Origin of the sequence: Microcoleus sp. CAWBG640 (assembly GCF_020883015.1) — a bacterium.
Lineage (GTDB): Bacteria > Cyanobacteriota > Cyanobacteriia > Cyanobacteriales > Microcoleaceae > Microcoleus > Microcoleus anatoxicus.
In genome coordinates this window covers 17,570-38,075 of sequence record NZ_JAHRFC010000046.1, presented here as the reverse complement: position 1 = coordinate 38,075, position 20,506 = coordinate 17,570, and the positions used below count along the sequence as shown (strand labels likewise).

At 46.3% G+C, this 20,506-nt stretch carries 25 protein-coding genes, 1 tRNA gene and 1 pseudogene; 22 read left to right on the top strand and 5 right to left on the bottom strand.

Translation table 11 applies throughout. From position 1 onward, the window contains the following. Window positions 1-9: 9 nt before the first annotated feature. The 10 genes from AAFP11_RS20555 to AAFP11_RS20510 are packed head-to-tail and all read left to right on the top strand — an operon-like array spanning window position 10 to window position 6,841. The gene (locus AAFP11_RS20555; RefSeq protein WP_341738736.1) at window positions 10-345 is read left to right on the top strand and encodes a hypothetical protein; all 336 of its coding nucleotides are present in this window, start codon (window positions 10-12) and stop codon (window positions 343-345) included. After that, a complete protein-coding gene (locus tag AAFP11_RS20550) occupies window positions 345-1,103 on the top strand; it encodes a hypothetical protein (RefSeq protein WP_341738735.1) in 759 nt (252 codons plus the stop codon). The genes AAFP11_RS20555 and AAFP11_RS20550 overlap by 1 nt, the downstream gene beginning before the upstream one ends. Next, window positions 1,103-1,444, top strand: coding sequence for a hypothetical protein (locus AAFP11_RS20545; protein WP_341738734.1), 342 nt, complete (start codon window positions 1,103-1,105; stop codon window positions 1,442-1,444). The genes AAFP11_RS20550 and AAFP11_RS20545 overlap by 1 nt, the downstream gene beginning before the upstream one ends. A 2-nt stretch (window positions 1,445-1,446) precedes the next feature. After that, window positions 1,447-1,797, top strand: a complete 351-nt coding sequence (locus AAFP11_RS20540) for a hypothetical protein (protein WP_341738733.1) — start codon at window positions 1,447-1,449, stop codon at window positions 1,795-1,797. Between the two features lie 32 nt (window positions 1,798-1,829). After that, entirely contained in the window at window positions 1,830-2,486 is a 657-nt protein-coding gene (locus AAFP11_RS20535; RefSeq protein WP_341738732.1) for a hypothetical protein, read from the top strand. A gap of 1 nt (window position 2,487) precedes the next feature. After that, window positions 2,488-3,054, top strand: coding sequence for a hypothetical protein (locus AAFP11_RS20530; protein ID WP_341738731.1), 567 nt, complete (start codon window positions 2,488-2,490; stop codon window positions 3,052-3,054). Beyond that, on the top strand, window positions 3,051-3,389 hold the full coding sequence (locus tag AAFP11_RS20525) for a hypothetical protein (RefSeq protein ID WP_341738730.1): 339 nt from the start codon (window positions 3,051-3,053) through the stop codon (window positions 3,387-3,389). Before AAFP11_RS20530 ends, AAFP11_RS20525 begins: the two co-directional genes overlap by 4 nt. Then, complete coding sequence (locus tag AAFP11_RS20520; RefSeq protein WP_341738729.1) at window positions 3,386-3,787, top strand: hypothetical protein; 402 nt, start codon at window positions 3,386-3,388, stop codon at window positions 3,785-3,787. The genes AAFP11_RS20525 and AAFP11_RS20520 overlap by 4 nt, the downstream gene beginning before the upstream one ends. Window positions 3,788-3,793: 6 nt before the next feature. After that, window positions 3,794-4,453 (top strand): hypothetical protein, encoded by a 660-nt coding sequence (locus AAFP11_RS20515; protein WP_341738728.1) that lies wholly within the window; start codon window positions 3,794-3,796, stop codon window positions 4,451-4,453. Between the two features lie 3 nt (window positions 4,454-4,456). Next, entirely contained in the window at window positions 4,457-6,841 is a 2,385-nt protein-coding gene (locus tag AAFP11_RS20510) for a hypothetical protein (protein WP_341738727.1), read from the top strand. Between the two features lie 403 nt (window positions 6,842-7,244). Here the strand turns inward: AAFP11_RS20510 and AAFP11_RS20505 are convergent, their stop codons facing one another. The 4 genes from AAFP11_RS20505 to AAFP11_RS20490 all read right to left on the bottom strand — a co-directional run bounded on the left by AAFP11_RS20505 (window position 7,245) and on the right by AAFP11_RS20490 (window position 12,544). After that, window positions 7,245-8,714 (bottom strand): bifunctional DNA primase/polymerase, encoded by a 1,470-nt coding sequence (locus AAFP11_RS20505; RefSeq protein ID WP_341738726.1) that lies wholly within the window; start codon window positions 8,712-8,714, stop codon window positions 7,245-7,247. 11 nt (window positions 8,715-8,725) lie between these two features. Beyond that, a complete protein-coding gene (locus AAFP11_RS20500) occupies window positions 8,726-10,720 on the bottom strand; it encodes a hypothetical protein (protein WP_341738725.1) in 1,995 nt (664 codons plus the stop codon). A gap of 75 nt (window positions 10,721-10,795) precedes the next feature. Beyond that, the gene (locus tag AAFP11_RS20495; protein WP_341738724.1) at window positions 10,796-11,011 is read right to left on the bottom strand and encodes a hypothetical protein; all 216 of its coding nucleotides are present in this window, start codon (window positions 11,009-11,011) and stop codon (window positions 10,796-10,798) included. An 879-nt stretch (window positions 11,012-11,890) separates the two neighbouring features. Next, on the bottom strand, window positions 11,891-12,544 hold the full coding sequence (locus AAFP11_RS20490) for a hypothetical protein (protein WP_341738723.1): 654 nt from the start codon (window positions 12,542-12,544) through the stop codon (window positions 11,891-11,893). A 409-nt stretch (window positions 12,545-12,953) separates the two neighbouring features. Between AAFP11_RS20490 and AAFP11_RS20485 the strand changes: the two genes are divergently transcribed. The 11 genes from AAFP11_RS20485 (at window position 12,954) to AAFP11_RS20435 (ending at window position 18,150) form a co-directional block, all read left to right on the top strand. Then, complete coding sequence (locus tag AAFP11_RS20485) at window positions 12,954-13,097, top strand: hypothetical protein (protein WP_341738722.1); 144 nt, start codon at window positions 12,954-12,956, stop codon at window positions 13,095-13,097. Window positions 13,098-13,106: 9 nt separating this feature from the next. Then, window positions 13,107-13,502 carry a hypothetical protein gene (locus AAFP11_RS20480; protein WP_341738721.1) on the top strand — a complete coding sequence of 132 codons (396 nt, stop codon included), beginning with the start codon at window positions 13,107-13,109 and terminating at the stop codon, window positions 13,500-13,502. After that, window positions 13,472-13,783: a hypothetical protein gene (locus AAFP11_RS20475; protein ID WP_341738720.1), complete on the top strand. Its 312-nt coding sequence runs from the start codon at window positions 13,472-13,474 to the stop codon at window positions 13,781-13,783. Before AAFP11_RS20480 ends, AAFP11_RS20475 begins: the two co-directional genes overlap by 31 nt. 41 nt (window positions 13,784-13,824) lie before the next feature. Continuing rightward, entirely contained in the window at window positions 13,825-14,157 is a 333-nt protein-coding gene (locus tag AAFP11_RS20470; RefSeq protein ID WP_341738719.1) for a hypothetical protein, read from the top strand. Window positions 14,158-14,654: 497 nt separating this feature from the next. Beyond that, on the top strand, window positions 14,655-15,266 hold the full coding sequence (locus tag AAFP11_RS20465) for a hypothetical protein (protein WP_341738718.1): 612 nt from the start codon (window positions 14,655-14,657) through the stop codon (window positions 15,264-15,266). Further along, entirely contained in the window at window positions 15,263-15,769 is a 507-nt protein-coding gene (locus tag AAFP11_RS20460; protein WP_341738717.1) for a hypothetical protein, read from the top strand. The genes AAFP11_RS20465 and AAFP11_RS20460 overlap by 4 nt, the downstream gene beginning before the upstream one ends. A gap of 9 nt (window positions 15,770-15,778) precedes the next feature. After that, window positions 15,779-16,273: a hypothetical protein gene (locus AAFP11_RS20455; RefSeq protein ID WP_341738716.1), complete on the top strand. Its 495-nt coding sequence runs from the start codon at window positions 15,779-15,781 to the stop codon at window positions 16,271-16,273. Beyond that, window positions 16,270-16,539, top strand: a complete 270-nt coding sequence (locus tag AAFP11_RS20450) for a hypothetical protein (protein WP_341738715.1) — start codon at window positions 16,270-16,272, stop codon at window positions 16,537-16,539. The genes AAFP11_RS20455 and AAFP11_RS20450 overlap by 4 nt, the downstream gene beginning before the upstream one ends. After that, window positions 16,527-17,138: a hypothetical protein gene (locus AAFP11_RS20445; protein WP_341738714.1), complete on the top strand. Its 612-nt coding sequence runs from the start codon at window positions 16,527-16,529 to the stop codon at window positions 17,136-17,138. Before AAFP11_RS20450 ends, AAFP11_RS20445 begins: the two co-directional genes overlap by 13 nt. A gap of 202 nt (window positions 17,139-17,340) precedes the next feature. Next, window positions 17,341-17,426, top strand: a tRNA-OTHER gene (locus tag AAFP11_RS20440). A gap of 58 nt (window positions 17,427-17,484) precedes the next feature. Further along, a complete protein-coding gene (locus AAFP11_RS20435) occupies window positions 17,485-18,150 on the top strand; it encodes a Uma2 family endonuclease (RefSeq protein WP_341738713.1) in 666 nt (221 codons plus the stop codon). 5 nt (window positions 18,151-18,155) lie between these two features. Here AAFP11_RS20435 and AAFP11_RS20430 read toward each other — a convergent pair whose 3' ends face one another. After that, the gene (locus AAFP11_RS20430) at window positions 18,156-18,647 is read right to left on the bottom strand and encodes a DUF393 domain-containing protein (protein ID WP_341738712.1); all 492 of its coding nucleotides are present in this window, start codon (window positions 18,645-18,647) and stop codon (window positions 18,156-18,158) included. A 274-nt stretch (window positions 18,648-18,921) separates the two neighbouring features. Between AAFP11_RS20430 and gltX the strand changes: the two are divergent. Continuing rightward, window positions 18,922-20,358 (top strand): annotated as a pseudogene (gltX, locus tag AAFP11_RS20425) (glutamate--tRNA ligase); the annotation flags it as partial. Window positions 20,359-20,506: the final 148 nt, after the last annotated feature.

Sequence of the window (20,506 nt, the reverse complement as noted above, 5' to 3'; positions counted from 1 at the left end):
CTAGTAACTATGCTCTATGACCTAAACCCAAGATCGGGTGTTAATGTTGTCGAGGACATCCGAGGTCCAAAAACTACGACTACTGTTAGCGCTACTGCTACAGCTTCAGTAATTTTACCTGCTAATTCCAATAGGGCTGTTTACAGTATTTACAATGCGGGTAACACCACGGTTTTTCTACGTGAAGGCTCTACCGTGAGTTCGACCGTTTTTGAAGTACCGCTTCATCCTGGATTCATGTGGAAAGAGGATTTTAGTAATTCTCCACGTTATTTAGGCGCTATAAGTGGCATTACTGCAACAGGAACTTCTTCTTTGTTGGTGTCAGAAGCGGTACTGAATTAATGGGTAACCTAATTGATTTGAATTCTCAGATTCCAGACAGTAGAATTCCCGCTGGAATTGCGAGAGACACAGAGACAACAGCGGCTATTAACGCTCACATTGTGGCAGTCGATCCGCATCCTATTTATCTCACCCAGGCTGAGGGGGATGGGAGGTATCGTCAGACTGCTACAGCTTTGACCGACGCGGACATCCCCGCAGCGATCGCTCGTGATGTCGAAGTAACAGCAGCGGTGACAGCCCATGTTGCAGCAGCCGATCCGCACCCGGTTTACTTGACCCAGGCTGAGGGAGATGGGAGGTACCTGGGGATAGAAGACATGGCCGAGAATTCAGGGAATTTGAGGAGTCTACTTGCCCCGATAGATGGGGTGAACTGGGATCAGATGAGACTGGGGCGGTTGTTCGGTACGGTAAATACGGTGTCTGTTGCGAATAGTATTGTGGCTGAATATGCGCAGGATATATCCCCAGGGGCTATAGCTAAAGTCTTAGGACGGTTTGATGTTGTGTTGAATTTGCCTGCTATGCCTCCAGGTTTTCGGCAGAGTTTTGTTGTCTCCGTTCCTATTCCTATCTATTTCGAGTCAGCCTATCAAGGTTTCTTTATTCGGAATCAGGTTCCCAATGGGGAAAGGCATATCCGCATACAGCCAGTCTGGTTGTCAAACAGTCAGATTACTTTGTGGGTGGAAAACCTTAGTGGTGTTTCCCTTCCTGCTGTCGCAAGCGCAAGAATTAGAGTGGTAATGTTCTAATGCCAAGTGAACCGCTAACAACTAATTTTTTTGGATCAGGATTTACTCAAAGTGCGACTAATTTGGTAATCCTGAAAAACGATTTAATAGCTCCCGTCGGACTTACTCCTAGTTATGATTTTACTCCTGCTGCAACCAACCGCAGTGAGCAGTTAGCTCTTGCTTTGATTTTGCGGTGGCTCAGACATCAAGACCAAAGTACAGACTCTCAATTTGTCATCAAGCCATTTGAGCAGAGTCTCGAATTCCGCTTCAATAAATGGCAGCGAAGGTATTTTTCGGAAATTGAAATTTTTCAGGATGATACTGTTTCTACGTTCCCCAATCCTAACTTGATTTAATTATGGCAATAGATAGACCGCTTACTGCTTTTTTTGGAGCTGGTGCTACGCAGACGGCGACAGCAGTTACTTTCAATAAGGCTGACCTCAGAAGTGTCCGCACTCCGGCGGCTTTTACTGCCCTAGTTGCAGCAGCAATTAATACTGCTGAAAGTTTGATACTTGGCTTGTTGCTGAAACTCTGGGAGGAACAGGATACTAGCCAAGATTCTCAATTGTCTGTTTTTGGACCGGATATTAGTTTAGTTGAGGTTGTGTCCGACGGTGTGGCGAAACCATTCGATCAGTATGTTTTTCAGATTAGGGTTTTGGTTCCGCGATCGGTAGCAATGCCCAATCCTAATTCAATTTAGTTTTTTTAGGTTCCTTTCACGAGTGAGAAATTATGGCAGCAGGCTCTCAATCAGTCTATGGTACGTACAATCCTTCTAGCGGGGGCTATACAGCGATCGGTGGACCACAATTGCAGTCTTATCAGGTAATTGGCACTGTCACCGCAGGACCTCCAATTATTACAGATCCAAAAACCGGCAAGCCTTACCCGCCCAATTACATACCGGATGAGCAGGCCCCTGGGACTCATGAAATGTGGACACCCGGAACTTCTTTTGCTGAAGCTAAGAAACTACAAGTTGCTCGCATTCAAGAATTCACGAGATCGGCGATCGAGTCCGCAGTTCGCCCGCTAGAAGAAAAGCTTGTTGGTGCACTAGAAAAAGGAGTCGATCAGTACGGGCAAGCTGTTGAAAAGTTTGGCTCTCAGTTTGGAAAAGATCCAGGCAAGGCCGTTAGCACCGCTTTAGGTGTTGGCGCTCAAGCCGTCAAAAGTGGTCAGCAGCTCGTGGGAAAAGCTACTGCATCTCTTGGAATTGGTGGCGCACCAGCGCCTGCTAAACCGAAGATTGGTGGCATGAGTTCCGCTCTCGTTTCTGTAGCGCCGGAAGTCGCACCAAGTAGAACGGCTCCCCTCACATCTTTTTCTCGTTCAACATCGTACAGCAGTTCTCCTATGAGTTTTTCTGGCGCTAGACGGAGGGATTGATGTGGCTATAGATATGCCCGATCGCGTCGCTCAAGTCGCAGCCCGAATCACCCCAGCAACTAGCAATCAAGAGGCGATTCTATATACGCCGAGCAGTGCAACTGTACTGGGAACCGCTATCAATTATCAGGGACACATGGCGGTTATTCGCGTCGCCTGCAAAATTGATTCGCTGACTGAAACTTTTGCTCCCATGATTTTGCCAAGTGACACTCTGGCACAGAAGGAGCAAAAGAATCAATTGTTTCGCTCAAATCCCAAAAAAGGTTTGCTGGTTTCTTTACGAAATCCCAGCGGCCAAGATTTTGAAGTGGGGATGATTGACTTGTACAGTGTGAAGCCAATTTTTCTCACTGGTGTCAATGAATTTTTCACCGATCTGGAATTTTACGGTATCAAGTTTGGCTGGAGCATTCACGCAAAGATGATCGATCGAGGACACGGGTTGCTGCAAAACAACACAGATGTTGGTTTGCAAAATGACTGGGTATCTATTACAGGCTATGTTGTCGAGAAGTCGAGCTTTTTGCAAGACCACAATAATATCGTTTACAATTATGTTGTATGAATTGTTGCAACAATCTTAATCGGCAATTGGCGACGATTAACGAGCGTTTGACCGAGGATGTGGTTACAACGGTGAACGTATCTTCTAGTTCGACGACTATCTTGAATGCGAATGCAAATAGAAGGATTGTTAAAATCTATGCTTTATCGTTGTCGCTTCCATCTGCTGAGATTTGGATCAGGTATGGTTCTGGTGCAACCTTGGTTAATTCCGCGCATCCTTTGCCTTTGCGGAATTTGTTGATTATAGATTCGGCTCAAGCTGCAAATGTAATTTCTGCTATTTGCACCGCAGGATCGGCTTCTGTAAGGGTAAGTTCAGCGGAGAAAGTATGAGGAAAGAAGGTAATCGCAATTTTGGAGTTTGGAACCCGCCGACGGGGATGGATAGTGTTAGGCGATCGGCTCAGGTTGATTTAGATTTAATAATTAGATTGAATAATCCCAAGATTGAAAAAGAATTGGGCGTTCGACAATCTTTCGGTAAGAGCCTAGAGCGAATTACCACTCCAGACACAGATACAGTTGTTTTTTTGAACAACTATAGTTTAAAAGTATTTAGTACAATGGAATGGCACACCAGGGGAGGTTATTCACCAATTCAACCAACAAAGCCTGTGTTTGTGAAAGGCTACCCACCTAATCCTGTTGCGCCTATAGACATTTATTCAGAGTATAGTTTTGGTTCTCCTATAGCACCTCTGGATTTGTTTTTCTTGAAACAATTAATGTAATTTAAAATGCTGAGATGTAGGCAGATACTTCAAACCAAGCGTTATCCTTTTAGTTACGAGTGGACTAAAGAAGGTGAAGTTGTTTTTTTTTATACGGGAGAACCTATAGTGTCGCCCCTCAGTTATGCGTCAGGAATGGATAGCGTTGATATTAGCAATGTTGTTTTAAGCAATATCGATAGCGACGTTCAGACCGGAGGCCATAGTTATCTTTCAGCCAAACTAACCAAGCTGGAGTTTATTTCGTCGCGGCGTACTCGCTCTTATGGAGTCGATGAAACATATTACAAGTCACCCAGTCAAAGTCGCTTTACTGTCGGGTTCCGCTTTCACTCTATAGATTTTGACCCCGATCTTTCGACTCTCACTCCCCCTATTATTCTCCCTGACTCAGGTTCACCCCCTCCCCCCCCTCCTAGAAAAATGTGCGGATGTGACTGCAACATGATCGCTACAATAGTCAGCGAGCGAGTGAATGAATTGACAGCTCAGAAACAAAAACAGTTTGACGCTATCAGAGACCACATAGATGTGCGTGCTATTGAGCAATTGCAGCAAATAAATAAGATGCTGCAAGGTGTAGAAATTGATGCGGATTTACAACCAATTATCGACGAAATAAAACGCGCTGAGGCTAACCTTTGGAATGGGATAAACGGAGGATAAACAATGCCAGCCCCACTCGCTTTTGTTCCGGCTGCTATCAAAATCGGCATTGGTGTAGTCAAAAGTGCCACTGCTGCTAAAGCTGCTACCGCTACCGCTGCCGGGGCAAAGGTTGGGATTGGTGTGCTCCCTCTAACAGTGGCACCGATCGTCCCTGTCGCGAAAGTGGCTGCTACAGGAACTGCTGCTGCAAAAGCTTCTGTTGTTACTGGTGCTATACCGCTGGGACTGAAGAGTGCTGCTCCTACGGCTGGCATTGGCCTTGGTAATAAGGTGGGACAGGTCATCGCTATTGCTGGATTGAAAGGGATTGCTGCAGTTCAAGTGGATCAGGCTTTGAAAGGAGATCAAAAGCCTCAAGTGCAACCTCAAAAACGATCGCCCATCGGCGACCCCAGGCTTGATAATCGGACGCGATACCAGCCACAAACTCAAACCCAAACTTCCGGGAGAACTGATCCTTTCGCGCCGATCGCACCTCAATTTGATGAACCCACTAACGATTCGCGATCGCCAAAACTAGCACCCATTGCCGGACTCGATACAACTCCCAGAGGTGCCCTCACTGCCCCGATTCGTGGCGCAACAGGCAGGATAAATTTGAGGCCGATCGATTCTTCCAGGCAAGGACTTTCTACACTTACTTCTCTCGACCAAGTTGATAAGGGCGGGGTTAATTTGTTAACTCCAATTGTTAATTATTTAAAAAAGCTAGACTTGGACGTTCAGGAACTGAAAAACCCTGACTTTAGTCCGCTGTTGGGACAAATCATGAAAATGATTACCCCAATAATGGAACAACTTCAAGAACTGCCGAAAACTATACTGTCTAGCATTACTGATCTGTTAAATCCGATTGTGGGTTTAATTACGACAACCTTGGAAGGTGTAATCAAAATCCCAGAATTGAACGCTGAGGCAATGATTGAGACAGTGGCTCCTGTTCTTTTGGGGATTCTGATTTTGGAATCCCTTTTTGAGAACTTGACAGAAACTATTAAAAATTTAAACCTGAAAATGCAGGTAGAAATTCCCCAGGGGCTAGCAATGCAAATGGAAGTTCCTCAAGGGTTGGCAATGCAAATGGAAGTTCCCCAGGGACTAGCAATGCAAATGGAGGTTCCTCAAGGGTTGGCAATGCAAATGGAAGTTCCACAGGGGCTAGCAATGCAAATGGAAGTTCCTCAAGGGTTGGCAATGCAAATGGAAGTTCCCCAGGGACTAGCAATGCAAATGGAGGTTCCTCAAGGGTTGGCACTGCAAGTGGAGGTTCCTCAAGGGTTGGCAATGCAAGTGGAAGTTCCGCAAACTTTAACTGTTGTTGCTGACCTACCTACCCCCGACATTGAGACCAAGCTAGGGAAGCTTCAAAAAACGGCGGAGGAGACTAAAAAGGAATTAGAAAAATGCTGCAAAGATATTGGTGATAAGTTGAAGAAGAAGAAGAAAGAAGATGATGACAGATTCCCAGAATTTAAAAATGCGGGTTCGATAGAGTGCGACGGTGCGACGATTCCTTACAGCTATTCTGGACCTGGTTTAGTAGGCTTGCACAAGCAACTGGAAGTGATTTTAGGTATCAACAAAATGGCACTCAAGAAGATCTGCGAAATGGAGCCTTCTGTGTCATTTCCTGAAATTTTTGGTGGCGGCACTTACGCCTGCGGTAGTAGTGTGTTTAGCTACGATTATTCCGGTCCTGGTTTGCTTGGATTGAGTGATCAAGTTGCTGAGCTGACGGCATTAAATAAAAAAATACTGACAGAGGTTTGCGATCGCGATGACACTGATATTGCTGGCAGTATCGACTTTTTCGATTGCGACGGTGGCACGCAGGTTTTACTTTACAACGGTGATGGGATTGCGGGCTTGTCCAACCAGATGACGGCCCTGACGGAGTTACAAAAGCTTGCTTACGCTAAAGCTTGCGAGACTCCTATTTGTTACCCGGTACAACCAGGGGACGAATTTGCGGAATTTGATGTGCCGCGACAATTGGTACTTACCTGGGGGGAAAATTATCCCAAGCAAACTGGCAGTCTGTGGCACACTCAGGTTCCAAATCCCCGCGAAGATTTGGAATGGTGTCGCGACTTCGACAACCTGTTGTATACCAAGGGGAATGTCTACGGCCGGCTGCTGTGGGGTGCTTCCAAAATCAAATCGGGTGTCCGTGCGGTGACAGAAGAAGAAGCGGAAAGGATTCTGGATTTGATTGACAATTTGTCAACTTCTGAAGGGAAGTTGCGGATCACAAAAGGTGGTGCCGTCAAACTAGACCCGGCTGTTCGATCTATTCGCTGCGTCCGTGCTGCGATCGCACAATTAGGCCCGGACGGAGTTGCTGTGACCGTAAAATGCTTCGTTCCGCCGATCGAAGGATGCTAAGGCGTTGAGCCAAGATCGACTCATATTGCTTCGCTACGCCGTCTGTCACGAATGCGATCGCTTTCAGTGGCAGATTGACTTTTCAAAGTATTCGTAATCGAACGGTCGTGGGTTCAAATCCCACCATCGGCTCTGGGTTTCAGCGATTTTCGGTGATGGGCGATCGCGGTTTTGTCTCAAAATTGTCTCAAAAACGCAGCAAAATCGCCCCGAAACCCCCACTAGAGGTTTGGTGAAAGTGTCCCAAAAATGGGACACTTTTTAACCGTGATCGTTTTTGTTTTTCCTTGTTCCGGTTGTTTTGAAAAATGTTTGGCCAACTCTTCAGTCCTCCAAAGCTCCCAAATTCAAGAATTAATAAGAGAATCTTATCCTCTAATTCTCCCCGAAAAATTTTTTACCCCTATAAGTCTCGCTTATCTAAAAACTGCTTGACTTTTTTTCGGCGGACTTTGGCGGCAACAAGGCGGTGATCTAACAAGTAGACCTTGCAATGCGGCTTCCACCAGTCCCCTTTGAGGAAAAGCAGTCCTTCCTCCTGGCAGAGTCCTGGGGGCAAACCCTTGACTTGCGGAATTTTTTCCAGAAGCTGTTTTCCGACTAGCGGCACCAACTCCTCACGGAAATTCCTGACAGGGGAGGCTTTTAACCGGTAGCGGTTGGAAAGGTGGCGGCTCACAGTCGCGGTGGAAATTCCCCGCGACTGTGCGATCGCAGCGTGACTGCCTCCGTAGAAGCGGAATTCCGAACTGCAATAGAAAAACCGATCGCTCTTTCCCAGTACCCGCGCCGGATAGCCACAGGTGTGCAGATCGCTCGGTTTGACTATTTCAGTCGGAGTTTGCCCAGGGTCTAAGCCCTGAGCTTTTATTTGCCCCAGCTCTTCCTGTCGCTGACTGTGCAAGGAAGAGCGTTGCAAGCTTTGAGCCTCCAATTCTGTGGCGATTATTGGCAGGTTGCACAATTGGTCAATGCTTACGGCCGCGATCGGGCCGATTTTTTCTACCCCGGAGAGGGCGATCGCTTTTTCAAAACTGCTGTAGTAAACAGTTACCCAGTCCCCTGACTGCCTGTAATCTCGAACTAAGCCGGATTTTTTCGCTGAGCCTAGTAGTTTTCTGACATGACCGGGGCTCCTGTTTAAAATCTTGCTGGCTGCCAGTAGGGTGAATTTCCCAACTCCCGAACCTTTGGACTTGCCTGCGTGGTTCCAGCGTGAGCTGTCGAACCGACGGGCTAAGAGCCAAACCGCTAACTGGCGGCCAAAGCTGGCAAAAAGTCTGGCTGGAAATCTGACCAACTCTAGGTCTTCTGGGCTGACATACTCGCTGTGCCAATTCTCACACACTTCAACCAGCCAGTCGGGAACCAACACCGGGGGATTTTTTAGTGGTGAATTTAGCCAGCAGTAAGGTTTGCCAGTGTCCGGGTGCAGACTTGGTGGCAAAACGCTCTGCGTTCCCAGCCACCGAAATTCTAGGCACTCCCCTTTCCCGTCCTGGTCTGTAACGCCGGTGTAAATTTTTCGGTTTCTTAAGCGGCTCCAATCTTTCTCTGGTACCGAGAAAAGGACTTGTTTCCTACCAGGACGGCCGCTAGTCCATGCGGTGGTCCTGGTAAACTCTGCTAGGCTGTTTTCTCCAGCTAATTTAACTAAAAGATTGACCGCAGATTCCCCGTCAAAATCGACTGCTAGCAGTCCGTTTCCGAGCTTCAGCCCGATGCCGGTGGCTTTCCCACTTTCTAGCTCGGCTAGTATTTCTAGGCGAACGTATTCGTGGGTGGTCCAATTTTTTTTATACGGCCGCTTGCCTTTAACCGGGACAAGAGGCCAGTCGTCAGGAATTGATAGCAGAGTTGGTAAAGTTTGCACTGGTTTCTCCGCTAAAAATCTAAAATTGTTAGCTTTTTAACTTCCTCAGACACTGTGCGTTTTTGAAGTTCCCCGTCTTTAAAGTATTTGACCCAGACTCCGGGAATCCCTCCTGATGAAAAATTAATGCCCGCCACTTTCCCGAAAATCATTGGTTGCCTGTGGTGACACACAGTTTGACCTGTCTTGAATTCAGTTATTAACTCTAAATCTTCTAACTTGCTTTTTAGCGAGGCTAAGTTTCTAGTTTCCCTTTCTGTCGGCTTCTTTGACTTCCCTTTTTTGATCACGTCGTTTAACTCTGTTAGCCGTTCTAGAGTTGCAGACCTTTCCCGTTCTATTGCTCGTTTCAAGTCTTCAGACAAACCATTCTCTTGGTTGCTTGTTCTTTTGAGGAACTCCTCTACTAGCGGCTGTTTTCTTATCACGCGAATAAAAGTGGAGTAAACCGCAATTCTCTCCCCTTTTTTATTTTCTACGAGGACTTTGCCGTCAGGGGTGTCTAGCTCGATTATTCTCATATCCTCGTCGTTGTCGCGAATCTTGACAAGGAATCCTACTTGTGGCGGACAAACTTCCCAAGGCTCTAAAGTGATTTTAGTTGGCGTGTTTTCTGGCGTTTGGTGTGGTTCACTATGGAGCAGAGGATTGTCTAACTGGTTTTGTGGTGACTGTGTTAGCTCGATTCCACCTTGGCAAAGTTCCACCATTTCTACTATTGCCGACTCAGCCTCGACTAACTGCTCTTGTAACTCTTGGTTTTGTCTTCTTAGTTTTTCAATCTCTACTTCCGCAGCGGTGTCTACCGCTGATTCTAATTTTGCGTGATTGGTTGGCAAAAATTGCGCTAAACTTTTAAACAAATTACTAACAAAACTTTCTTTTTTCTGTTCTGGTAAAGCAATCAATTGAGCTATCAGTAAGCTGTTTAAGTCAGAATCTTTGACCAGGGACTCCACTACTTGTCCGGCGAATCTTTCCTCCCAATTCTTTACGAATTCTGCTGGTGTCCCACGGTGTGAGTAAGGCGTTAGGGTTAGTCCGGTTGGCCAGCGATTGCTATAGATTTTGTCCTCGTTAGGGAAGTAGTAATAAGTATTTTTTCCACTTTCCCAAACTAAATTTTCATCCCAACTTTTATCTGTGTCAGAATTTGTGTTATAAGTCTCTTTCACTAGCTCTAACTCGGAGTAAGCTACGTCGATCGGCAGTGTCACCCCGTCTAAAACTACTAAGGCTTTTTTGCCGGTTTTGTACGTGTAAATTTCTCCCTGTCTCCCCTCTAAACCCTTCGCAAACAAAACGACCCTATCTCCCTTGCTAGCGATGCTGTCGTTTAAAGGGGTTGAAGGTTTTTCTGAATCTTTCAAAACCCTTAATTCGTGAGCTTCAAAGCAAACTGGCTTGACTCCACTGTCGTCTAATTCGACATAGATTTGACCGAATTTATCGACTTTTCTAACCGTTCCTCTGCTGGTTTTGGGCGTGTTCAGTACCTCTACCCTTACGCCTTGACTGAAAATGTCTTGAATTGCATCTCTGTAGTGTTCTGGCTTGTTAGAAAATTTGTAAACTGCTAATTCTAAGTGCTTGGTTGTGGGGTTTCTTTCTTCTGATTTTGCCAGCTTTTGTGCAAATTCTATTGCTTGTAACCTACTTCCTACCTCTGGCAGTTTCTTGAGCAGTTGGACTTGCGGTCCGGTGATTTTTAGCGATACCAGTTCGTTATACTGTCGCGCTACTTCTGCCTCCAGTTCGTCGATCACTTTCTGATTTTCAATAATCCGGTAAGCACTGGAGGTTGATTTGCCAAATTCTGTCAGGCAGTAAGATTCAAAGCTTCTGTAACCCAGTGCTTTGTAGGCTTTTCGTTCTCTTGCTTCAAGGAGTTTTGCACCCAGGTTCTCGAACCCGTTTTTTATGGTGGCCGTTATCTCTTCAGCTTCTTTGATACCCATTTCAGTTGTGGGAGTCCGACTGGCTTTTGGCGTTTCTGTTGCTAGCATTTCTCTTCTTTCTGGTGGGGTTAATGAAGGGAAAGCGATCGCACTACAGGAGTGGATCGCGACAGGTTTTGGAGGCTATTTGTAGTCTTCTCGGTGAGGCAGAATTTGCCACCCTGGGGTTTCAATATTCGTCAAGTCTTCGCCAGTTGTCTTCACGTAGCAGAATTGACTGGCATCTGTTTGAGCGAAATAATTGCCTTTCCAGTGGATTACTTTCGGCAACTTGCGCACTTCCACGATTGCTAACTTGGTCGTCAAATCGTCAAAAACTAAGCTTATTTGTGTCTTCATTTGTTACTCCTAGGTTGAGAGGAAGGCGATCGCACGGAAGCTGTGCGATCGCGCAAAAAACGCTGTAATTTCTTCAATTCAAAAAACAATCGTCTTACCGCATGGTGTTACCTCACTACTGAAATCCCTGCGACCGCTTCCCGGTGGTGGCGGCTTGTCGGGGGGTGTTCGTTGGTTGCCCGTAGAAATCAGGATTGCTGGTGTCGAAACGGCACATGACCCGATTTGTGGTTTCCGCATTTTCACGGAATTATTTTTCTAGGTGGCGGGCTTGTCTACGTAAAAAGCGCAGACAAGAGATATCTTTGATTTGGTTGTGCTGTGGAGTTACCGGAACCGACAGTTTCTCGCTGCTCACGCTCATCAGGGCTTACAGGGCTAGTCGCGAAAGGGGTCTGCTGCCGGAAACTCTTATATTTGTAGTAGGCAGGCTGCGGACGCCAATCATCAGCCTGCCTACTTTGTTGTTTATCTGGACTAGCGGAAAAGCTCTTGCGATAAATCACTTGCGCTTTTCCGTTAGATTTACTATACTATGACACAAGAAAGAAAACAAGTATTAACTCCTGTGCTCCTACGAAAACGAGTAAAGCTAACGCAAAGACAGGTATCCGACCTTCTTGGAGTCCGTGAATCAACAATCAGTGAATGGGAAAGAGGTATCTCTTCGCCACACCTGTTGTTGGTTCCGAAGATTATGCAGATTTATGACTGCACTGCCGACGAGGTGATTCATGCGTTTGTAACTTTGCGTTTGTCTCGCTGTGAGGAATCGAGAGTCTTGGTTTCGCCGAACCTTGAAAACTAAATAGAAAACCTCCCCAGTTAGTGTCTGGGGAGGCTGAAATTACGGTCTGTTGTTTTGTCTAGCACTGCCGTCTAGTGCAGGCGAAACGAACTCAAAAATGTCTGTGCGTTTTGAGGGAAGGGAGTCATTGCACTCAACATATACATCCGATCATTTAGAAACATCTTTCTAGTGATCATGATGGGCGCATTAGGATCTTTGTGTCGTAGATGAATTTCTACGCCTGGGACTCCATTTAGACCAAAACTCCGCCTACCTATAACGGTGAATTCCTCAAAGTCAACTTTATCGACCGCTCTTTCCATCATCATTTGCTTGCCTCGCTCTGTAATTAGCTCCGCACCAGGGAAATTTGTTGAGTAACTGAAGGAGTAAAACTCGTTTGCGGTTTTTACAGAGAAAGACTGCCCGTCTCGTTCTGTCGATTGTTTGATCGGCACAGATGGCACCAGCACAGAAAACCGCCCTTGCGAGTCAGAAAACTGATTCCAACTATGACCTTGTGGCGCACTCGCAACTATTGGTGGTTGCCTGTGCACTAACACCGGCGCATCTGTGGTTCTCACCCTTACAGGTACAATGTACCGCTGGTCTCCGACTAGGTGATTCTCTAGATTCCGCGCCATCCGGCTGAGTTGTTCCGGTCGCCCGATGAAGTAGCCCAGTGCTACCCATCCCGCCACTCCTAGCCATTTGCGCCATTCGATTCGTCGCTTGAAGTTCATACTAAAGCCCAGGTATCAATTTCTGGATTTTATAGCGATTTCAACTGTCAGCGAAACCGCACAACCACGCAAATCTGCGAAAAACGTCCCATTTTTGGGACATTTTTGTAGGGCTGAGGTTTTCGACAAACCTTTGCGCATCAACGGTTTTGCCCGTCGTCATTCCCCGCCGATTTTGCTCTTGGCCAGGGCAAAAATAATCAGAGGGGAAGACGGCCTCCCAATAAAAATGTCCCATTTTTGGGACATTTTTATTAACCAAGCTTATTGACAATCAAATACTGAGGTTCGCTACACGCCTCTCCAGACTTGCGGGTGACGCCGCAAGATTAACGCTCTAACCAAGCTACGGGCGATCGCTCTGGGTAGATCCGGCGATCGCCTTTCCTTACCAACCTCTGAATCTATTATGTCAAAAATCAAACTCAAAAAATACGAGCAGGCGATCGCAATCCTCCCTCGATGCAAGACTTTGGATCGATTGGTATTGTACGGCAACCTCAAAAAAATGGGCTATCGCTGGAGTGTGAGCGATCGTAGGTGGTGCTTGTGAGGTGATTTTATGTACGTCATTTCTCCTCGATGCGCCTCTTTTTTTGCAGCCGACAGCGAATATCCTGACTTAGAATGTGGCGAACTCGCAGCCAAGCGATACCTGCGGTTGATCTATTCTGTCGATTTTCGGTCAAAACTTGGTGGTAACGACCCCGACCTCGAAGGTTCGCCGTCTGCCAACAACGTCCTACTACCAACCAATGTGCTGACGATCGGGAGACGAATTACCCCAGCGCTCAGAACAAAAATCCTTCGGGCATTAGAGGTGTTTCCTACTAAAAGTGATGTCAGGGTTTATGAATTGTTTTTCGAGGTTAAATCTCGTGGTTTTGTGTACGACTACAAACGGAAAGTGTGGGAGTTTCAGACGAAATGGAAAAGCTTACATTTGAGCAAAAACTAAAAATTCGCGACTATTTTGACGATCCGAATTACCCACAACCTCACGGCGAGGTTATGGCAGTCCAATTACTGTCGGCAATGATTGCCTCTGGTAAATACGAACTCGATCAATATCCCAGGCTCGTTGAAGCTGCTATCCGATTGACGGGTATTTTGGTAGTTCAGCTTGACAGCCAAATGTGTGAATTACGCGAGTTAAGGGGTGAGTACCCAAAGCCTCCAGCCTCAGAGAAAGACACGAATTTTGACGACTCTGAGGCTTACGACCCCATCCCCTTCTAGCTCCTTTTTGTAACCTAATCACCTTAGCTTTTGCGGAGAATATGACGTTAATGGTTGTTCGCGATAGTAATTCGACTACAGAAGACATCTCAAAGTGCAATATTTCTTGGACCTTGAGAAGAGAGTTTGGGGATAATTTTGAAAAACTCTGCATCGAGCAAAAACTTGGTTTGCTTACAGCAATCTGCGGGACTGCAAGAGTTGGTGGTAGTTTTAACGAGTTCATGGACGACGCTGACCTTTATGATTACGCGCTTTTTGCTAACTTAGAGACTCCAGAATTTTTTGAAGATACCAATGAAGTGCTGGATCTTGTTAAAATTCTGTCTGCCTCTATCGTTGGTGATGAGTCTTTTCATGATTTGCCCATTTAAAATACCCCTGCGCTGATGTCAACAGCCAGGGGCGGATCACCTTGATTAAACCAAGCAGGCGATATGACAAATATATCACACAAATCACTAGACCCGAAAACTTTTCGACGACTGACGCAGTGGTCTGTTTATAAAATCGCGAGAGAAACAGAGATTCCGTTATACAGTCTTTATAACTATTTGAAGGCCGAATCCGACCCCAAATACCGAGAACCAAAGCCTTATATAAAGAGGCTCTTGGGTGAGATCTACTCACGGTTATACCCTGATTGAATAGTTGCAGCCCCATCCCTTGTGGATGGGGCTTTTTTTTGTGAGTTTGAATCGATTCAAATCAATTTTAGTCACCGACCAATAATTGGTCGTTGACCAGTACCTCGGTACTTTGATTTCTTCTAATGTTGGGTTATCGACTTGAATCGATTCTGAATCGATTCTGAATCGATTCAGAATTAATTTGAATTGATTCAACTGATTTGCGTACCATTGAAAAGCCTATGAATCTTGAAATTGTTGACGTTGAAGAAAGTCAAAATCACTTTAACTGCCGTGAATCAATTCCAGCGTCTGTTCCCGAAAAGTGGTTTTCCTCTGCCGAAGCCAAGCTTTTTTGTGGATTAGACCAGTCAGCATTTGTTCGGGCTTTTGGCGAGTTGTTGGACCACCAAATTCCTGTCGAAAAACTTCGCACCGGCAGAGCTCGAAAAACCAAATACTCGCAACTCTGTGTGGAGTTGCTGCAAGCTCTAATCGGGGGGGATAGCGAAACTTTCGAGAGGTTGAAAAAAAGCGCTTTACCAACCCAAGTCTCTGGTGTCTTGTCGGTTTCTGTTGGTAGCTCGCTCAGTTTGCAACAAAAAATCGAGACCGAATATCAAAATAGCAATTCCCGTTCGACTGCCTTGGCTGCGAGATTTCAAGCAAGTTTGGACGCGATCGCAGAGCAGAGACGGATCGCTATCCAGCGAGATTCGATTTTGAATCAAGCGGAAAATACAGCGGCTAAAAACCGTGGTGCTTTGCGAGCTTTGGAGGTTTTTGAAGCCGAGCAATCGGCTTACCAGGAGCTAATTTCCCGCCTAAGATTGGCGGAACTGGGGGAGCAATGAGCCGTCGCATTGACAAGCTCAAAGCGATCGCCTACGACCGCGGTTTCACCAATGAAGATGCCAAACAGTTTGGGAAACTCAGCAAAACTGCCACATGGGAGGCGTTGCTAGAACTGTACCTAGTTGACGGTGAATCCCTTGAGACGGCGACTGTAGACAGTGTAGACAAAACATCTGAACTGCTTAAGCTACAAGCTGTAGACAGTGTAGACACCAATAAAGTTGCAAGTGTAGACAGTGTAGACAAAACATCTGAACTGCTTAAGCTACAAGCTGTAGACAGTGTAGACACCCTTGACTGGACTAATGACGGTTCCTTTCCTGTCTGCAACTTTACCCGCCATAATTCCACTTTCTTTGACTGGGTTGATTTTGGGCAACTAATCGCACTTGCACTCGCTTCTGTAGGGGTATTTGTGCTGGCTATGTCCATGTGGCGACAAATCAACCTCCTCAAGCTATTCCCCCCAGTCCGCATCAACATTCAAATAGGAGCCAAATAAATGGGACGCATGAACAAAATCTTTAAAAATGACGAGAAATCGGGCGGTTTAGCTCATGGTAGCCACGCTATTAACCATTCCACCGTTTTAGCCCCAACCGGTGCCGACGCAATCAGTCCGCTAAATCCTGGGAAGTTCGCAGCAAGTGAACGCTCAGTCCCCATCATCGAAAAACCCCGTTACTTCACAGAAGAAGAAGCCGATGCGATGAAGACGCTGGCAAAGGAGAAAACTGAGGGCGCACGTCACGCCAAACGAGCTTATGAGGCTGCGGGCAAGATTGAAGAAGCCGATGCCAAAGTCCACAAACACCACCGCAAATATGAGGGCGTGGTTGCCGACAACGAACTCGTAAAAAAGCGCGCTGACGCACGTCTGGGTAAACACTTGCACGGCTTGCGTCCTGCTTACGCTCGATTGGGTATGGGGCTAGAACAAGCAGCTAGTAATGCCGAAAGTCGCATCAGCGAAATTAAAGCCAAGCTACAAGGGACAAAACCATGAGCAGGGTGATCGCACTTTTCAACACTTTTGTGAGTTGTGCGATCGCTTCCAGTTTTCTCTGCTGGATAGCGTCGCTCAATTCTGGGTTACAGATTTTGGTGAGAGCCTTGTACTTAATCCTAGTTCTGTGTTGGGTTCTAGGCTGGATACTAGACGACTGGCTGTGCTTGAAATTCCGCATCACACTCCTGGACCTGCAAGGGATTTTGGTTGCAGGCATAGCTGCTGTTTTATTCGGTTTGGGGGTGATGTTATGCAGATTTTGAAGGTTTGCGCGTTAACAACCTCTGGGTTAATTCTTTGGCTAGCACCACCGTTCACTCTCAGCCGTAAGATTCCGCTGCACAATTGGGTTACTGGGCTGTCTCTAATGGGCGGTTTTGCTTGCTGCTTTGAATCCCGACGGATTGCCCTCAAACTAGCTCAGACTGAAGAATTTGAGTCTATGCGTGAGGCTGTTGTCGTGGCTGATGCTGTTGATGAACTGGCTACCAGTGCTTATATTTCTGAGCAACAGCGCCGGATAGAGGCTGAGGGCATTCTAAACAAGCCAGAAAAAGAGGAAGCGGTAGAGGCGCTTAAACGAGCTTGGCTTTTGGATTGTGGTGAACCCGCAGAACCAGCGGTTCAAGCCGTGAACCAGCCAGATAGTAACACTTTAGCTGTGGACGGGGAGCGGTTCACAAGTCTGAACTTGACCAAAAAACAGGCTATAGAGTTGATCCAAAAAATTCGTTCTGAACTGAACCAAACCCAGACGATCGAGAAATTGTGGGAGTGTAAGAAGGGCGGTAGTGAAGCTTGGAAACGAGCCTATGCTCAGTTCAAGAGTCTGATGGAAGACGAGGGAAGGAACAATGGTTGAAATACGAAAACTTGCTGATATACGCTTGACTGGGACAAAAAGTATTATCCAATAAACAACGGCCAGTACGCCTACTTTTTAGAAGGTGTCACGGCGCCTATTAATTTCTCAGACAAGGCCCCTGAACCTAAGTACGATATTCAATTATTTTTTCTTGATTCTTGACTTTTAAGTAGGTGTGTGGTAATTTTCAAGTTATGCGGGGACAGTTGAAAACAGGTGAGCGCTTGATCTGGAAGTGTCGCCCTGTCACGGCGGAAGTTGCGGGTTCGAGCCCCGTCTGTCCCGTTCTCTCGTAAGTTTAGCGTTGTAATAAACCTTTTTCTGGATTAATCAGGAGGCAAACATGACTGCGACGCTCATTCATCCCTCCCCAGAAAAAACCACACAACGGGTGTTAATATCTAGTATCAGTTGGCAGACTTACCAAAGCTTGTTAGCAGAAGCTGGAGACAACAGGTCTTCGCGGTTTTGTTATTATCAAGAAGTATTAGAAATTATCATGCCATCGGATTTGCATGAAACTCTTAATTGTTTACTCAGACAGTTTGTGACTACTTTAAGCGATGAATTAAAGTTGAAACGTAAGGGATTTGGTTCGACAACTCTGAATCGTGAAGATTTAAAACAGGGTGCAGAACCAGATTCCTGTTTTTATATTCAAAATGTCGATCGCATTCGTGGCAGAAAAATTAACTTATCAATCGACCCGCCACCTGATTTAATCATTGAAGTCGATCTTACCAGTCCATCTACTAATCGCTTTACTATCTACAAAAACCTGGGAGTTCCTGAAATTTGGAGATATCTCGGAGGGAGTATAGAATTTTTTCAACTTCAGAACGGAGAATATGCGCTGTCTCAGTACAGTAACACTTTTCCGATTGTTCCTTCAGAAATAATCAATCAATTTTTGCAGATGGCCGAAACCGAGGATGATATGACTATACTTGATGCTTTTCGAGTATGGGTGAGGCACCAGTTGCGATCGCCCGAAAATCAACAACCTTAGTTAATTTAAGTATCATCATTCACCCGACAACGACTCGGATTATCGCACTCAAGGCGTTTAGCCCGATCGCCCATAACCGTCGCTAAATCCGGCCTTCCTGTCAAAGGTAGCCGCCAATGGGCCCAAATTCCGTACAGCCAATTGGCGATCGCCCCAACCATCGGCAACTTAGTCACAGCATACACCCAGCCCATCCCTAAAATCTCATAGATCCGGCGAAATACTTCTACATTTTTAATGGTTGTACCGTCGGGTAACACCGCGTGAATCCGCCCCATCGCCGTTTCGTAGTCGATGCCGCCGTGGGCTTGCGGGTTGTAGTCATCCTCCGTGATATCCACAAATGCCACCAAACCTCGGCCGCCATCCCGTTTCTGCAAAAAATTGACTTCTCGCACGCACAGAGGGCATTCACCGTCGTATAGAAGCTTTATTTGCCAGGATGGTACAGGTTTAATTTCGACAGATTCGGGGAATTCAGTTTGGGCAGTAGGCATGGGTAAAAGGCGATCGCTGGGAGCAGAAACAGACGCGCATTAGTATTTTACAAGAATTAATGGTTTTTGAGGATTGAACCACAGAGGACGCTCTTGACGCAGAGGAAGAGAAGCAAAGAGGTAAAAAACCGGGTTTCTGTCTCTAGGACTATTTAGGATCGATCGCCCCCAATGCTACTATCAACAAGATGCCACATATACTAAAATTTGTATTCTGAGCAACAGCAAAGTCAAGCGCCAGTAAATCGCACCCAATCTAAAAGCAAAAATCTACATGAACGTCAGAGTCCGTCTAGCCCCCAGTCCCACCGGAAACCTCCACATCGGTACCGCCCGAACCGCCGTATTCAACTGGCTGTTTGCCCGTAACCAAGGCGGCAAATTCATCCTGCGGGTAGAAGACACAGACTTAGAACGTTCCAAAAGTGAATACACCGACAATATTCTCGAAGGACTCACTTGGCTGGGAATGAACTGGGATGAAGGCCCAATTTTCCAGTCCCAGCGTTTGGAAGCATACCGCCAAACCGTCCAAATTCTCCTAGACAAAGGACTCGCCTACCGCTGCTATACCACGTCAGCCGAACTTGACGAAATGCGGGAAGCACAAAAAGCTAATAAACAAGCTCCCCGCTATGATAACCGCCACCGCAACTTGACTCCCGAACAGCGCGAAGCTTTTGAAGCTGAAGGGCGGCAAGCTGTGATTCGCTTTATCATTGAGGACGATCGCACAATCTCCTGGAACGACATGGTACGCGATACTGTTACCTGGAAAGGTAGCGACCTCGGCGGCGATATGGTAATTGCTAGGGCTTCCATCGGCGGCGACATTGGCCAACCTCTCTACAACCTCGCCGTAGTCGTTGATGACATCGACATGGCCATTACCCACGTCATCCGTGGCGAAGATCATATCGGTAATACTCCCAAACAAATCTTGCTTTACGAAGCTTTGGGGGCGACAATCCCAGAATTTGCCCACACGCCACTGATTTTAAACACCCAAGGGCAAAAACTTTCTAAGCGCGATGGCGTTACCTCGATTTCTGATTTTAAAGATATGGGTTATGTCCCGGAAGCTTTGGTCAATTACATGACTTTGCTTGGTTGGACTCCGCCGGATTCTACGCAAGAAATATTTACATTGTCGGAAGCAGCCACAGTATTTAATTGCGATCGAGTTAATAAAGCTGGTGCAAAATTTGATTGGGATAAACTAAATTGGCTCAATAGTCAATACCTGCACAAAATGCCGGTGCCACAATTGACTGATTTGCTGATACCTTATTGGCAGAAAGCTGGTTATGAGTTTGATGCTGTGGCCGATCGCCCTTGGCTTGAACAAATAACTACTTTAATCAGTCAGAGTCTGGTGCGTTTAACCGATGCTGTTGATATGTGCAAGGTATTCTTCTCCACAGCGGTGGAATATGAAGAAGAGGCGATCGCACAATTGCAGCAGCCAAAGGTAGCAGAGGCTTTGCAAGCTGTTCTAGAAGTTGTGGAAAGTCATCCAACGCTAACATCGGCCGAAGCTCAGAAAATCACTAAAAAGCTCAGTAAAGAGAAAAATCTTAACAAAGGGCTAATTATGCGATCGCTCCGAGCGGCTTTGACCGGCGCAATGCACGGCCCCGATTTGATAGAATCTTGGGTAATCCTTCACCAGCGAGGAACGGATCGAGACCGCTTACAAACAGCTATTAATAACTTGAATTTACCCGTTGTTGGTGCAGTGACCCAAACTCCTACCCCAGAAACCTCAAAAGCCGAAACTCCTCCTGAAACTCCCACCCTAGAACACCAAGCAGTGGAGATTTCAACAGTCGCAACACCGACTATTGAAACTATCGAAA

What these genes read in the sequence shown, in the direction of transcription:
- AAFP11_RS20555 (WP_341738736.1), top strand. Translation starts at nt 10, where the DNA reads ATGCTCTATGACCTAAACCCAAGATCGGGTGTTAATGTTGTCGAGGAC.
- AAFP11_RS20550 (WP_341738735.1), top strand. Translation starts at nt 345, where the DNA reads ATGGGTAACCTAATTGATTTGAATTCTCAGATTCCAGACAGTAGAATT.
- AAFP11_RS20545 (WP_341738734.1), top strand. Translation starts at nt 1,103, where the DNA reads ATGCCAAGTGAACCGCTAACAACTAATTTTTTTGGATCAGGATTTACT.
- AAFP11_RS20540 (WP_341738733.1), top strand. Translation starts at nt 1,447, where the DNA reads ATGGCAATAGATAGACCGCTTACTGCTTTTTTTGGAGCTGGTGCTACG.
- AAFP11_RS20535 (WP_341738732.1), top strand. Translation starts at nt 1,830, where the DNA reads ATGGCAGCAGGCTCTCAATCAGTCTATGGTACGTACAATCCTTCTAGC.
- AAFP11_RS20525 (WP_341738730.1), top strand. Translation starts at nt 3,051, where the DNA reads ATGAATTGTTGCAACAATCTTAATCGGCAATTGGCGACGATTAACGAG.
- AAFP11_RS20520 (WP_341738729.1), top strand. Translation starts at nt 3,386, where the DNA reads ATGAGGAAAGAAGGTAATCGCAATTTTGGAGTTTGGAACCCGCCGACG.
- AAFP11_RS20515 (WP_341738728.1), top strand. Translation starts at nt 3,794, where the DNA reads ATGCTGAGATGTAGGCAGATACTTCAAACCAAGCGTTATCCTTTTAGT.
- AAFP11_RS20510 (WP_341738727.1), top strand. Translation starts at nt 4,457, where the DNA reads ATGCCAGCCCCACTCGCTTTTGTTCCGGCTGCTATCAAAATCGGCATT.
- AAFP11_RS20500 (WP_341738725.1), bottom strand. Translation starts at nt 10,720, where the DNA reads ATGCTAGCAACAGAAACGCCAAAAGCCAGTCGGACTCCCACAACTGAA.
- AAFP11_RS20495 (WP_341738724.1), bottom strand. Translation starts at nt 11,011, where the DNA reads ATGAAGACACAAATAAGCTTAGTTTTTGACGATTTGACGACCAAGTTA.
- AAFP11_RS20490 (WP_341738723.1), bottom strand. Translation starts at nt 12,544, where the DNA reads ATGAACTTCAAGCGACGAATCGAATGGCGCAAATGGCTAGGAGTGGCG.
- AAFP11_RS20485 (WP_341738722.1), top strand. Translation starts at nt 12,954, where the DNA reads ATGTCAAAAATCAAACTCAAAAAATACGAGCAGGCGATCGCAATCCTC.
- AAFP11_RS20480 (WP_341738721.1), top strand. Translation starts at nt 13,107, where the DNA reads ATGTACGTCATTTCTCCTCGATGCGCCTCTTTTTTTGCAGCCGACAGC.
- AAFP11_RS20475 (WP_341738720.1), top strand. Translation starts at nt 13,472, where the DNA reads ATGGAAAAGCTTACATTTGAGCAAAAACTAAAAATTCGCGACTATTTT.
- AAFP11_RS20470 (WP_341738719.1), top strand. Translation starts at nt 13,825, where the DNA reads ATGACGTTAATGGTTGTTCGCGATAGTAATTCGACTACAGAAGACATC.
- AAFP11_RS20465 (WP_341738718.1), top strand. Translation starts at nt 14,655, where the DNA reads ATGAATCTTGAAATTGTTGACGTTGAAGAAAGTCAAAATCACTTTAAC.
- AAFP11_RS20460 (WP_341738717.1), top strand. Translation starts at nt 15,263, where the DNA reads ATGAGCCGTCGCATTGACAAGCTCAAAGCGATCGCCTACGACCGCGGT.
- AAFP11_RS20455 (WP_341738716.1), top strand. Translation starts at nt 15,779, where the DNA reads ATGAACAAAATCTTTAAAAATGACGAGAAATCGGGCGGTTTAGCTCAT.
- AAFP11_RS20450 (WP_341738715.1), top strand. Translation starts at nt 16,270, where the DNA reads ATGAGCAGGGTGATCGCACTTTTCAACACTTTTGTGAGTTGTGCGATC.
- AAFP11_RS20445 (WP_341738714.1), top strand. Translation starts at nt 16,527, where the DNA reads ATGCAGATTTTGAAGGTTTGCGCGTTAACAACCTCTGGGTTAATTCTT.
- AAFP11_RS20435 (WP_341738713.1), top strand. Translation starts at nt 17,485, where the DNA reads ATGACTGCGACGCTCATTCATCCCTCCCCAGAAAAAACCACACAACGG.
- AAFP11_RS20430 (WP_341738712.1), bottom strand. Translation starts at nt 18,647, where the DNA reads ATGCCTACTGCCCAAACTGAATTCCCCGAATCTGTCGAAATTAAACCT.